Raw genomic sequence first — 13,314 nt, forward strand, 5'->3', positions numbered from 1 at the left:
GAGACTCCGGCCAGCTCGGCGAGCTGGGCGATGGTGAGAGGGGACGACTCCGTGGTCATGGCGGCAGTCTAGTCACGGGGTGCGGGAAGGCGGGCGGTACCGCCTTCCCACGATCAAGGCTGCCGCGGCCCGGGGTCAGGTCCCGCGTCTGGACATGAGACGTTGCAGGAGGATGAAGACGAGCAGCAGCGCGCCGATGAAGATCTTCGTCCACCAGGAGCTGAGCGTGCCCTCGAAGCTGATGACGGTCTGGATCAGTCCGAGGACGAGCACGCCGAGGACGGTGCCGAGCAGGTATCCGCTGCCGCCGGTGAGCAGGGTGCCGCCGATGACGACGGCGGCTATGGCGTCCAGCTCCATGCCGACGGCGTGCAGGCCGTAGCCGGAGAGCATGTAGAACGACAGCAGCACGCCGCCGAGCGCGGAGCACAGGCCGCTGACGGTGTAGACGGTGATCCTGGTGCGGGCCACCGGGAGGCCCATGAGCAGCGCCGACTGCTCGCTGCCGCCGATGGCGTAGACGGCGCGGCCGAAGCGGGTGTAGTGCAGGACGTACGCCGCCGCCAGCACGACGGCGGTGGTGACGAGCACGCTGGGGGAGATCCACAGGTCGGCGAACAGGTCGATCCTGGTCTGCGCCATGGCGGTGAAGGCGCCGTCGGCGATGGGGACGGAGTCGGTGCCGATGGTGTAGCACAGGCCGCGGGCCAGGAACATTCCGGCCAGGGTGACGATGAACGGCTGGATGCCGAAATAGTGGATGATGGCGCCCATGCCGCTGCCCAGCAGCGTCCCCATGGCCAGCACGAGGGCGATGACCGCCCACCAGGGCCAGCCGGCCTGGAGCAGGCTGGCGGAGATCATCGTGGCGAGCGCGACGACGGCTCCGACGGACAGGTCGATGCCGCCGGTGAGGATGACGAAGGTCATGCCGACGGCGACCACGAGCAGGAAGGCGTTGTCGATGAAGACGTTCAGGATGATCTGGCCGGTGGCGAAGCCTTCGTAGCGGACGCCGCCGGCGAGGAACATCGCCGCGAACAGGCCGGCGGTGACCAGCACGGGGACGTACTTGCGCGGGAGGGGCCCGGCCGCGCCCAGGAGGGTGGTCATGCCGAAACCTTCATCTTCTCGTCGGCCGCTGCCCGGGGTGCGGGGATCGGGCGGCGGCGGTGGAAGACCTTCGCGCGGAAGGCCGGGGACTGCAGCAGGCAGACGACCGTCACGACGAGCGCCTTGAACAGCAGGGTCGTCTCGGGCGGGACGCCGATGGAGTAGATGGTGGTGGTGAGCGTCTGGATGATGAGGGCGCCGAGCACGGTGCCGCCCAGGGAGAACCGGCCGCCGGCCAGCGAGGTGCCGCCGATGACGACGGCGAGGATGGCGTCCAGCTCGATCCACAGGCCGGCGTTGTTGCCGTCGGCGCTGGAGACGTTGGAGCTGATCATCAGGCCGGCGATGCCGGCGCACAGGGCGCAGACGGTGTAGGCCATGACGATCACCCGGCGGGAGTCGATGCCGGCCAGCCGGCTGGCCTCGGGGTTGCCGCCCACCGACTCGATGATCAGGCCGAGGGCGAGGCGGCGGGTGAGGAAGGCCGTGACGGCCCAGATGACCGCGACGATGATGATGCCGAACGGCAGGGTGAGCCAGTAGCCGCCGCCGATCAGCTTGTAGGGGGCGCTGTTGACGGTGATGATCTGCCCGTCGGTGATGAGCTGGGCCAGGCCGCGGCCGGCGACCATGAGGATGAGGGTGGCGATGATGGGCTGGACGCCCACCCCGGCCACCAGCAGGCCGTTCCAGAGCCCGAGGACCGCCGAGAGCGCCAGGGCGATTCCGGCCGCGGCCAGCACGCCGCCGATGGAGTTCTGCTCGTCGAGCCCGCTGATCCGCAGGCAGGCGAGGGCTCCGGCGATCGCGACGACGGAGCCGACGGACAGGTCGATGCCGCCGGTGGCGATGACCAGGGTCATGCCGATCGAGACCAGGATGAGCGGGGCGCCGAAGCGGACGATGTCGACGAGGCTGCCGTAGAGGTGGCCGTCCTTGATCTGGACGCTGAGGAAGCCGTCGGTGAAGGCGACGTTGAGCAGCAGCAGCGCGGCCAGGACGAGCAGTGGCCACAACAGGCGTCTCATGAGGCGCGCCCTCCGCTCGCGATGGTCTCCATGAGGCTCTCCGTGGTGAGACGGTGATCGTTGTCGAGTTCGGCCACCAGGCGGCGGTCGCGCAGCACGGCCACCCGGTGGCTGAGCCGCAGCACCTCCTCCAGCTCGGCGGAGATGAACAGCACGGCCATGCCGCCGTCGGACAGCTCGGCCACCAGGCGCTGGATCTCGGCCTTGGCGCCGACGTCGATGCCACGGGTGGGCTCGTCGAGGATGAGCAGCCGGGGCTGGAGGATGAGCCAGCGGGCCAGCAGCACCTTCTGCTGGTTGCCGCCGCTGAGGTTGCGGATGAGCTGGTCGGGATCGGCCGGGCGGATGTTCAGCGCGGCGATGTACCTGGTGACGAGCTCGCCCTGGTTGCCCCGTGGGATGGGGCGCATCCAGCCGCGGGCGGCCTGGAGGGCGAGGATGAGGTTCTCGCGGACGGTGAGGTCCGGGATGAGCCCCTCCGCGCGGCGGTTCTCCGAGCAGAAGGCGATGTCGTGGCTCATGGCCGCGCGCGGGCTGCGCAGGGTGGCGGGTTTCCCGCTGACGTGAATCGAGCCGGTCGCGGCGTGATCGGCGCCGAACAGCAGCCGGGCGACCTCCGTACGCCCCGAGCCGAGCAGCCCCGCCAGGCCCACGACCTCGCCCTCGTGGATGGTCATGCTGAACGGCTCGATCGCCCCGGCCCGGCCCAGCCCGCGCGCCTCGACCAGCGGGCGGTCGAACGCCCTGGCCTCGCCGTGCAGCCGCTCCAGCTCGGCCAGCTCCTGGCCGATCATCTTGGCGACCAGCTCGACCTGCGGCAGCTCCTCGGTCAGGAACTCGCCGACGAGCCGCCCGTTGCGCAGGATGGTCATGCGGTCGGAGATCTCGTAGATCTGGTCGAGGAAGTGGGAGACGAACAGGATGGCGATGCCGTCGTCCTTGAGCCGCCGCATGACCTTGAAGAGCTGGGCGACCTCGCCGGCGTCCAGGCTGGAGGTGGGCTCGTCGAGGACGAGCACCTTGGCCTGGATGTCCACGGCGCGCGCGATGGCCACCATCTGCTGGATGGCCAGCGAGTACGACGACAACGAGGCGGACACGTCGAGGTCCAGGTCGAGGCGGGCCAGGATGCCGGCCGCGCGTCGGCGCATCTCCTTCCAGAGGATGCGTCCCCGGCGGCGTGGCTCGCGGCCGATGAAGATGTTCTCGGCCACCGACAGGTTCGTGCAGAGGTTGACCTCCTGGTAGACGGTGCTGATGCCGGCCTGCTGGGCGGCCAGGGGGCTGGAGAAGGACACCCCGGTGCCCTCCAGCTCGATCTGGCCCTCGTCGATGTCGTGGACGCCGGTCAGCACCTTGATGAGGGTGGACTTGCCGGCGCCGTTCTCTCCCATCAGCGCGTGCACCTCGCCCGGCAGCAGCCGGAAGTCGACGCCGTCGAGTGCTTTCACGCCGGGGAACTGCTTGCTGATCCCGGTCATCGTCAGGACCGGGGCGGACACGGTCATGGACCCCCTCCAACGAGACACCGGACCGGCCCCCGCCGGCCCGGCATCTGTGCGATCAGTACTGGCGGGTGGGCAGGACCTGCTTGGCCTGCTCCTGCGTGAACGTGGTCTCCTCGGTCACCACCCGGGCGGGCACCTGCTCGCCCTTGACGACCTTCTTGGCCAGGTCCATGAGCTGCGGGCCGAGCAGCGGCGAGCACTCGACGATGAAGTTGATCTTCCCGTCGGCCAGCGCCTGCATGCCGTCCTTCACCGCGTCCACGGTGATGATCTTGATGTCCTTGCCGGGTACCTTGCCCGCGCCCTCGATCGCCTCGATCGCGCCCAGCCCCATGTCGTCGTTGTGCGCGTACAGCACGTCGATGTCCGGGGTCGACTTCAGGAAGGCCTCCATGACCTCCTTGCCCTTGGCCCGCGTGAAGTCACCGGTCTGCGAGGCGACGATCTTGAACTTCGGGTCGGCCTGGATGACCTCGGCGAAGCCCGCCTTGCGGTCGTTGGCCGGCGCCGAGCCCGTCGTGCCCTGCAACTCGACGATGTTCACCGGGTCCTTGGTGTCCTTGTACTCCTCCACCAGCCACTGGCCGGCCTTCTTGCCCTCCTCGACGAAGTCCGAGCCGAGGAAGGTCTTGTAGAGGGAGGTGTCCTTGGAGTCGACCGCGCGGTCGGTCAGGATGACCGGGATCTTCGCGTTCTGCGCCTCCTTCAGCACCGTGTCCCAGCCCGACTCCACCACCGGCGAGAAGGCGATCACGTCCACCTTCTGCTGGATGTAGGAGCGGATGGCCTTGATCTGGTTCTCCTGCTTCTGCTGGGCGTCGGAGAACTTGAGCGTGATGCCCGCGTTCTTCGCCGAGTCCTGGACGGACTTGGTGTTCGCGGTCCGCCAGCCGCTCTCCGCACCGACCTGGGAGAAGCCCATGGTGATCGAGTCCGCGCCGCCGTCCGTACCCGCGCTGGTGGTGCCGCCGCCGCTGCTGCCGCAGCCTGCGGTTAACAACGCTCCGGCCGCGATCAGGATGAGCGCTGACATTCTCTTCGACATGACGACCTTCCTTGTCCTGTTGGTGAAATCGATCAATGAAGCAGAGCGGTTCTCGCCCTGTCGGTGCTGTCGCGGGCGATGAGCTGAGGAGGCACGATCAGGTGCTCGTGGCCGAACGGCTCGGCCGGCTCGATCTGCTTGAGCAGCAGGCCGATGCTGAGCCGGCCGACCTCGCCGAAGTCCTGCCGGACCGTGGTCAGCGCGGGGGTGAAGTACGCCGCTTCCGGGATGTCGTCGAAGCCCACCACGCTCACCTGCTCGGGCACCTTGACACCGGCCTCCGAGAACGCCCGCAGCAGGCCGAGCGCCATCTGGTCGTTGGCCACGAACACCGCGGTGACCTCGGCGACACGGCCGGCCAGGATCTTGCCGGCCCGGTATCCGGATCTGGGGGTCCAGTCGCCCGTCAGCGGCTCGGGGATCGCCCGGCCGGCAACCGACAGGGCGGCGCGCCAGCCCTCGCGCCGTCCCTCCGCCTCCAGCCAGTCGTCCGGGCCGCTGACGTGCCAGACGGTTTCGTGACCGAGGCCGAGCAGGTAGGCGGTCGCCTGCCGGGCTCCTTCGACCTGGTCCACGCTGACCACGGACACGTCGCCTCCGTGCCGGCCCTCGACCGCCACCGCCGGCAGCCCCGCGGGCAGGTCGGCGAGGGCCTGCGCCGCAGCGCGTTGCGGCGCGACCACGACCACGCCGTCCACGCCCTGCTCGGCCAGGTGGCCGATGGCCTCGTTGACCCCGGCCCGGTCGATGGTGCGCAGGCTCATGATGCTGACGAAGTAGCCGGCTGCCCTGGTGGCCTGTTCGATGCCGTAGACGGTGCTGGCCGGGCCGTACAGCGTGGTGTCGAAGCTGACCACCCCGAGCCGGTGCGAGCGCCGGGTGACCAGCGCCCGCGCGGTCAGGTTGCGGCGGTAGCCGAGGACGTCGATGGCGTGCAGGACACGCGCGCGCGTCTCCTCCCGGACCTTCGGATGGTCGTTGAGCACCCGCGAGACGGTCTGGTGCGACACGCCGGCGAGTTTGGCCACATCAGCCATGACCGGCAGGTGGCGCTCGGCAGGTGGCCCCAAGGCGTCCCCTTCCGGCGGAGGGTTGTGGGTGCTGAGAGCAGGGCGGATCGCTTCATGAGTGGGGAGCTCCTCGGCGTCGCACGGCTGTTAGCGTTAACATCGCGAGTGTGTTCGCGGCCGTGGTGGGCGACACGCTAGGTCGCCGCGCCGAAAGCTGTCAAGGATTGTTTTCGGGCAAAACTCGATTAACTTTCGTCAGCCTGCCGCCGGCGCGGTGCTCTCCCTGATGATCAGTTCGGTGCCGAGTTCCACGCGATGCCGGGCCGGGAACTCGCCTCGCGCCAGCTTGAGCAGCATCTCGGTGGCGGCGGAGGCCATCTCGGTGAGCGGCTGGCGGACCGTGGTCAGGGGCGGGTTCATCCACCGGACCGCGGGCAGGTCGTCGAAGCCCACCACGCTCACGTCGTCGGGGACGCGCAGGCCGAGCCGGTAGGCGGCGCGGTAGACGCCGGCGGCCTGGCCGTCGTTGCAGGTGAAGATGGCCGTCGGCGGGCAGGGCAGCCGCAGCAGCCGCTCGGCCTCGGCCAGGCCGCCCTCGACGAGGAAATCGCCCCGGCCGATCAGCTCCGGGTCGACCGGGACGCCGGCCATGTCGAGCGCGGTGCGGAATCCGTCCAGCCGGGCCCGGCTGGCGAGGGCGTAGTCGGGCCCGGCGATGGCGGCGATGCGCCGGTGCCCCAGGCCGAGCAGGTGGCGCGTCGCCATCAGCCCGCCGTTCCAGTTGCTCGCGCCCACCGAGGGAACCGCAGGAGCGGGATCGCCCCTCGGATCGAGCAGGACGAGGGGGATGCCGCGGGTCGCGAGCTGCTCGCGCTGCGCCTCGGTCAAGCTGGAGAACACCGAGATCACCCCGATGGGACGGCGGCTCAGCACGCCCTCGATCCAACCCTTGCCCGGGGTGTCGCGGTGCTGCAGCTGCGAGAGCACCACGGCCAGCCGGTGCTCGCGCGTCACCTGCTCGACCCCCTTGGCGATCTCGGTGGGATATTCGCCTTCCAGCGCGTGGAAGACCAGCTCGACCAGGGGTGCGCAGGCCGCGCGGCGCCGTTGCGGCCGGTAGCCGTGCTCGCGGATGAGCCGCTCGATGAGGGCGCGGGTCTCGGGCCCGACCTCGGCGCGGCCGTTGACGACCTTCGAGACCGTGGCGGTGGAGACTCGGGCCAGCTCCGCGAGCTGCGCGATGGTCAACGGCTGGGACTTGGTGGCGCCGTCGTCGGGCGAGCCATCGGCCGTGCTCATGGCGGACTTCTAACGATCAGTTTCGGCGCCACCTCGCTCACGTTTCGGTGTTCTTGCGAGCAAGTTCTTGACGAATTTCGGAGCCCGCACGTATGGTCCCGCATTAACGATCGTGACTATTTCCGAAAGTTTCTGAGCTGCGCGTATTTCCGAAGGAGCGCAGCACGACCCCCCGTCCATGGGCCGCACGGCTCAGGAAGAGATCACCTGTGAAGCTCCGTACAACCGCACCGATCGTGCTCGCCGCAGCGCTCGTCCTCACCGCCGCCGCCTGCGGAGGCAGCGGTGGATCGGCGCAGCCGTCAGGCGACGGCAAGTCGTTCGAGTTCTGGTCGTTCACCGGCATCAACCAGAAGAAGTCCGTCGAGGACTACCAGAAGGCCAACCCGGGCGTTGAGGTGAAGCTCACCGAAGTGGGCACCTCGGTGGAGACCGCACAGGCGCTGACCACGGCGCTGGCCGGGGGCAAGGTGCCCGACCTGGTGCTCATCCAGGGCGATGACCTGCCGAAGTTCGTCCAGCAGCCGCAGAACTTCCAGGACCTGCGGCAGTACGGCGCCGACAAGATCAAGGGCGACTACCTCGACTGGGTGATCAGCCAGTCCACGGCCAAGAGCGGCGAGATCATCGGCATCCCCACCGACGTGGGAGGCATGGCCGTGGCCTACCGGACCGACCTGTTCAAGGAGGCCGGGCTGCCCACCGACCGCGAGGAGGTGAGCAAGCTCTGGCCGACCTGGGACGCCTTCATCGAGACCGGCAAGAAGTACACCGCCGCCACCGGCAAGGCGTTCGTCGACAACGCCGCCACCAGCGTGTTCTACCAGGCCGTCAACCAGGGCCCGCAGAAGTACTACGACCCTTCGGGCAACGTCGTCTACGCCACCAGCCCGCAGGTCAGGACGGCCTTCGACCTGGCGATCAAGACCGTGCAGGCCGGGATCACCGCCAAGCAGGACTCCTTCGAGGAGGGCTGGAGCGTGGGGATGGGCAAGGGCGACTTCGCCGTGGTCTCCGCGCCGTCGTGGATGCTCGGCTCCATCCGTGACAACGCCCCCGGCACCAAGGGCAAGTGGGACATCGCCACGATCCCGGGCGGCTCCGGCAACTGGGGCGGCAGCTACCTGGCCATCCCCAAGGGCGCGGCCAACCCGAAGGCGGCCTGGGACTACATCTCCAAGACTCAGTCGCCGCAAGGCCAGCTCGACCACTTCGCCGACTCCGGCGCGCTGCCCACCACGCCGTCGGTCTACCAGGATCCCAAGCTCACCGGCCTGAAGGACCCGTTCTTCTCCGACGCGCCCACCGGGAAGATCTACACCGACTCGCTGCTCGGGCTCAAGCCGTTCCTCATCGGGCCGGACAGCTCCGCCATCGGCCAGGAGTTCCTGAACGCCATCACGAACGTCGAGCAGGGCAAGGGCGATCCCGCCAAGGCGTGGGACGCGGCGCTGGCCAACATCAAGACCGCGATCGGCAAGTGACGTGACCACGACGCTCAGCCCCTCGCGGGTCATGCCCGAGGCCGAGGCGCGGGTGCGGCAGAGCCTGGCCGAGCGGGTGGCCCCGTACGCCTACATCGCCCCGTTCTTCCTCCTCTTCGCGGTCTTCGGGCTCGTCCCGCTGCTGTTCACCTTCTACGTCGCGCTGTTCGACTGGAACCCGATCGGCGAGCACGTCTTCATCGGCTTCGACAACTTCACCCGGCTGCTCGGCGACACCCGCTTCTGGAACGCGGCCTGGAACACGATCAGCATCTGGCTGCTGTCCACCGTGCCGCAACTGCTGATCGCGCTGGTGCTGGCGCACCTGCTCAACCACGCCCGGCTCCGGCTGGCGGTGTTCTTCCGCATGTCGATGCTGGTGCCGTACATCACCTCGGTGGCGGCCACCACGATCGTCTTCGCCCAGATGTTCGACCGTGACTACGGCCTGCTCAACTGGCTGCTCGGACTCGCCGGCGTGGGGCCGATCGACTTCCTGCAGTCGGGGTGGGGGAGTCACGTGATGATCGCCGTGATGGTGACCTGGCGCTGGTTCGGCTACACCACCCTGCTCTACCTGGCCTCGCTGCAGGCCGTGCCCCGCACGATCTACGAGGCCGCCGCGGTGGACGGCGCCGGCGCGTGGAAGCAGTTCCGGCACATCTCCATCCCGTCGCTGCGCCCGGTCATCGTGTTCACCGTGGTCACCTCCACGATCGGCGGCCTGCAGATCTTCACCGAACCGCTGCTCGTCTCCCGTTCCGCGCCGCTGACCTGCGGGCCGGTGCGGCAGTGCCAGACGCTCACGCTCTTCCTGTACGAGCAGGGCTTCGGCCGGTTCCAGTTCGGCTACGGCGCGGCCATCGGCGTGGCGCTGTTCGTGCTGATCATCGCCATCGCGGCGCTCAACTACGTCCTGTCCGCCCGTATCCGCCCGGAGCGATGATGAAGAAGGCCGACCGGGTCCGCTGGTGGACCTACCTGCTGCTCGCGGTGGCCACGCTGGCCTGCGTGTTCCCGCTGTACTGGATGTTCGTGGTGGCCACGACCGACACGGCGACCGCCACCAGGCTGCCGCCGGAGGTCGTTCCCGGCGGGAACTTCTTCCATCTGGCCGGGCTGGTGTTCTCGACCGTGCCGTTCGTCCGCTCGATCGTCAACAGCCTCGTCGTGGCCGGCACGATCGGCGTGGGGCACGCCGTGTTGTGCTCGCTGGCCGGGTTCGCCTTCGCCAAGCTGCGCTTCCCCGGCCGCAACGCGCTGTTCCTCGTCGTCGTGCTGACCATGACCGTGCCGACCCAGCTCGCCGTCATCCCGCAATACATGATCATCTCGTCGCTGGGGTGGGTGGACACCCTGCAGGCGCTCATCGTGCCGGGGCTGGCCAGCGCGTTCGGCATCTTCTGGATGCGCCAGCACCTGGCCACCACGATCAGCGACGAGATCCTGCAGGCCGCCCGCATCGACGGGGCCGGCACCTGGCAGATCTACTGGCGGATCGCGTTCCCGCTGGTGCGGCCGGCCGCGTTCGTGCTGGGGCTGCTCGGGTTCGTCACCGCCTGGAACGACTTCCTGTGGCCGTTCATCGTGCTGAAGTCGCCCGAGATGTACACCGCGCAGATCGCCATCAAGGCGCTGCAGAACAGCTACACGGTGGACCTCGGCCTGGCCATGTCCGGCTCTTTCCTGGCCACCCTGCCGCTGATCGTGCTGTTCGTCTTCGTCGGCAGGCGCATGGTCGCCGGGATCATGGACGGCGCCTTCAAGGGCTGATCCCGCGCGCCCGTGAGCTGGATGCTCGTGCCCGCGGCACGTGATGTTAACGCTAACAATTGCCTTACTCTCGTTTCTGGAGCGTCGTCATGTCCAAGTTCAGCCACCTGTCCGCAGCCGGGTCGGGGGGAGTGGCAGCGGTGTTGTTGAGCACAGCCCTGGTGTCCACGGGAAGCGTGGCGGAGGCCGCCACGCCATGGACGCCGAAGCCCTCCTCCACCTCGACCGACCAGGGGGACGGCACGTACTCCGTGCCGCTCCTGCGCTCCGACGTGCCGGACGTCAGCGTGGAGCGGGTCCCGGCCGCCGAGAACGGCGAGGGCAGGGACGTCTACTACATGATCAGCACGACGATGCACCTCAGCCCGGGTGCGCCGATCATGAAGTCCTACGACCTGGTGAACTGGGAGATCGTCAACTACGTCTTCGACCGCGCGAGCATCGGCGACGCCTTCTCGCTGCGCAACGGCCAGTCGTCGTACGGCCAGGGCCAGTGGGCGTCCTCCCTGCGCCATCACGACGGCGTGTTCTACGTCGTCTTCAACACCAACAACCTCGGCGGCGCCTACGTCTACCGCACCGACGACATCGAGAACGGCGCCTGGCAGCGAACGGCGCTCGGCCGGAGTCTGCACGACCCGTCGCTCTTCTTCGACACCGACGGCACGCCGTACATCTTCTACGGCTCCGGAGGCACGAGCGCCGTCCGCCTCGACGCCGGCCTGACCGCCATCGAGCAGGACCACCCGAACATCTTCCGGGCGAGCGACTACGCCGGCAGGCCCTTCATCGGCGGCCTGTTCGAGGGCGCCCAGTTCTACCACATCGACGGTTACTACTACGCGGTCATCATCACCTGGCCGCCGGGGCAGGGCCGCCAGGTCGTCATGCTCCGCTCGAAGGAGCTGCTGGGCCGCTACACGTCGGCGGGCGGGGTGAACACCTACGAGGCGCGCGGGGTGCTCAACTCCAACGGCTTCGCTCAGGGCAGCCTCGTCCCCATCGCGCGTGAGGGCGGCCGGACGGACTGGTACGGCATGTTCTTCCGCGACACGTTCCCGATCGGCCGCATCCCGGCGCTCATCCCCGCCACCTGGCAGGACGGCTGGCCGACCTTCGGCGACAACGGGGCCGTGCCGGTGGACGGCCTGCTCCGCAAGCCGATCAGGCTCAGCCAGGCGGAGGAGACGCTCGAACGCCAGAAGAGCATCGTCGCCTCGGACGACTTCGCCAACGACGCCCCGCACAAGGCGTACATGGACGAGAAGTGGACGATCCCCGAGCCGCCCGACGTGGACGAGACGCTCATCGGCGTCGAACTCCTGGACAACCCGGGCTTCGAAGCCGAGACGGTCGCACCGTGGGGCGCGCAGTACGGCGCCACCCTCGGCCGGGACACCACCGATCCCGCCGCGGGCGGTTCGGCGCTGAAGGTGAGCGGCCGCACGCTCAACGGCTCCGGCCCGAACCAGTTCCTGGCCGGGAAGATGCAGCGCGGCGTGACCTACACCGTGTCAGCGAAGATCAAGTACACCTCCGGCCCGGCCGGCGTGCGGTTCAACCTCGTCGCCGACTGGGGCGCGGGTGTCCAGGTGATGGCCTCGAAGGAGGTCCCGTCCGGCCAGTGGACGACGGTGTCCGGCCAGTACACCGTGCCGGAGACGGCGCACCCGGAGGCGTTCAGGTTCGCGGTGGAGACGCCGTGGGGCAGCCCGCAGCCGCCGTCATCCACCGTGGAGTACCTGATCGACGACGTGTCGATCGTCGGGCAGCCGGTGACGGCGGAGTACCCGGCGCAGGAGGAGCTCGCTGCCAACGGCTCCCGGCTCGACCCGGTGTGGCAGTGGAACCACGCCCCCGACAACCGCTACTGGTCGCTCACCGCCCGGGACGGATGGCTGCGGCTGACCAACGGCAGGGTCGTCACCGGCGCGTACCGCCACACCAAGCTCGCCGACCGGCCCGAGCTGGCCTGGTTCGAGGAGGCCCGCAACACGCTGTCGCAGCGCACGTTCGGGCCGCGGCAGTCCGTCGAGACAAAGATGGACATCTCCGGCATGAAGGATGGCGATGTCGCGGGCCTGGCCGCCTACAACCGCGGCTTCTCCTACATCGCGGTCAGGCGCGCGGGCGGCGTCAGCACGCTCGGCGTCGTCAACCGCGTGCAGCCGTTCGCGGCCGACCTCGACCAGGCCGCCCTCGAGAGCTTCCTGCCGGGCACGACCGTGGCTCTGGAAGACGTGACGGAGGTGCACGTGAAGGCGGACCTCGACTTCGCCTCACCGCCCGGACAGTTGTGGACCACGTTCTCCTACAGCCTCGACGGTCTCCACTGGACCCGGCTCGGCGGACGCGTCGGCCCGCAGAGCCTCGACGGCAGCCTCGCGCACTTCATGGGCCACCGCGTCGGCCTGTTCAGCTACGCCACCCAGGAGCGGGGCGGGCACGTCGACTTCGACCACTACCTGCTCAGCGACACGCTGACCGCGCAGGACCGCCCGCTCGACACGACCGGCCTCGACGCGGCCATCGCCCATGCCGGCACTCTCGACAAGCGCGACTACCCGAAGGACGCCTGGGCGGCGATGCGCGCCGCGCTCGCCGCCGCGAAGGCCGCGCGGGCCGGCGCCTTCGGCACCCAGAACCAGATCGACGCGCCGGAACGCGCGCTCAGCCGGCAGCTCGCCCGGCTCGGCACGCTCAAGGCCGCCGCGCCGTCGCTCGAGGTGTCCGCCCAGGCGGAGGCCCGCTGCACGGGCGGCAAGGTGACCTTGACGGTTCGCGTGACGAACAACGAGCGGACCCACGTGTCGGCGTGGGCGAGCTCGCCCTACGGGACGAAGCCGCTCGGGACGATCCCGGCCGGCGAGCAGAAGTCCCGGTCGTTCCCGGCCCGGGCGGCGAGCGTGCCGGCCGGCGAGGTGACGGTGACCGTGACCGCGCGCGTGCCCGGCAAGCCGGTGCGGGCGTCGCTGGTCGCGCCGTACGCCGCCCGCTCCTGCCGTTGACTCCTCTCCTCTGACGGGGGGCGGCCCGGTGGTCCGGGCCGCCCCT

At 69.3% G+C, this 13,314-nt stretch carries 10 protein-coding genes; 4 read left to right on the top strand and 6 right to left on the bottom strand.

Translation table 11 applies throughout. The features are described from left to right. Nucleotides 1-135: 135 nt before the first annotated feature. The 6 genes from yjfF to ACBJ32_RS31865 form a co-directional block, all read right to left on the bottom strand. Nucleotides 136-1,113: a galactofuranose ABC transporter, permease protein YjfF gene (yjfF, locus tag ACBJ32_RS31840; protein ID WP_357896314.1), complete on the bottom strand. Its 978-nt coding sequence runs from the start codon at nucleotides 1,111-1,113 to the stop codon at nucleotides 136-138. Further along, a complete protein-coding gene (locus tag ACBJ32_RS31845; RefSeq protein WP_375129865.1) occupies nucleotides 1,110-2,141 on the bottom strand; it encodes an ABC transporter permease in 1,032 nt (343 codons plus the stop codon). Before ACBJ32_RS31845 ends, yjfF begins: the two co-directional genes overlap by 4 nt. Beyond that, complete coding sequence (locus ACBJ32_RS31850) at nucleotides 2,138-3,649, bottom strand: sugar ABC transporter ATP-binding protein (RefSeq protein ID WP_375129866.1); 1,512 nt, start codon at nucleotides 3,647-3,649, stop codon at nucleotides 2,138-2,140. Before ACBJ32_RS31850 ends, ACBJ32_RS31845 begins: the two co-directional genes overlap by 4 nt. A 55-nt stretch (nucleotides 3,650-3,704) precedes the next feature. After that, nucleotides 3,705-4,694, bottom strand: a complete 990-nt coding sequence (locus ACBJ32_RS31855) for an ABC transporter substrate-binding protein (RefSeq protein ID WP_375129867.1) — start codon at nucleotides 4,692-4,694, stop codon at nucleotides 3,705-3,707. A 32-nt stretch (nucleotides 4,695-4,726) separates the two neighbouring features. Next, nucleotides 4,727-5,731 (bottom strand): LacI family DNA-binding transcriptional regulator, encoded by a 1,005-nt coding sequence (locus ACBJ32_RS31860; RefSeq protein WP_357891688.1) that lies wholly within the window; start codon nucleotides 5,729-5,731, stop codon nucleotides 4,727-4,729. Nucleotides 5,732-5,959: 228 nt separating this feature from the next. Then, a complete protein-coding gene (locus ACBJ32_RS31865) occupies nucleotides 5,960-7,003 on the bottom strand; it encodes a LacI family DNA-binding transcriptional regulator (protein ID WP_375129868.1) in 1,044 nt (347 codons plus the stop codon). A 209-nt stretch (nucleotides 7,004-7,212) separates the two neighbouring features. On the opposite strand from ACBJ32_RS31865, the gene ACBJ32_RS31870 reads away from it, so the two are divergent. The 4 genes from ACBJ32_RS31870 (at nucleotide 7,213) to ACBJ32_RS31885 (ending at nucleotide 13,268) form a co-directional block, all read left to right on the top strand. Further along, nucleotides 7,213-8,487, top strand: coding sequence for an ABC transporter substrate-binding protein (locus ACBJ32_RS31870; protein WP_375129869.1), 1,275 nt, complete (start codon nucleotides 7,213-7,215; stop codon nucleotides 8,485-8,487). A 1-nt stretch (nucleotide 8,488) separates the two neighbouring features. Beyond that, complete coding sequence (locus tag ACBJ32_RS31875; protein ID WP_357891679.1) at nucleotides 8,489-9,433, top strand: sugar ABC transporter permease; 945 nt, start codon at nucleotides 8,489-8,491, stop codon at nucleotides 9,431-9,433. After that, nucleotides 9,430-10,260 carry a carbohydrate ABC transporter permease gene (locus tag ACBJ32_RS31880; protein ID WP_375129870.1) on the top strand — a complete coding sequence of 277 codons (831 nt, stop codon included), beginning with the start codon at nucleotides 9,430-9,432 and terminating at the stop codon, nucleotides 10,258-10,260. The genes ACBJ32_RS31875 and ACBJ32_RS31880 overlap by 4 nt, the downstream gene beginning before the upstream one ends. Nucleotides 10,261-10,349: 89 nt before the next feature. Further along, nucleotides 10,350-13,268, top strand: a complete 2,919-nt coding sequence (locus ACBJ32_RS31885) for a family 43 glycosylhydrolase (protein WP_375129871.1) — start codon at nucleotides 10,350-10,352, stop codon at nucleotides 13,266-13,268. Nucleotides 13,269-13,314 lie beyond the last annotated feature (46 nt).

This window comes from Nonomuraea sp. GTA35 (assembly GCF_041950525.1).
Classification (GTDB): Bacteria; Actinomycetota; Actinomycetes; order Streptosporangiales; family Streptosporangiaceae; genus Nonomuraea.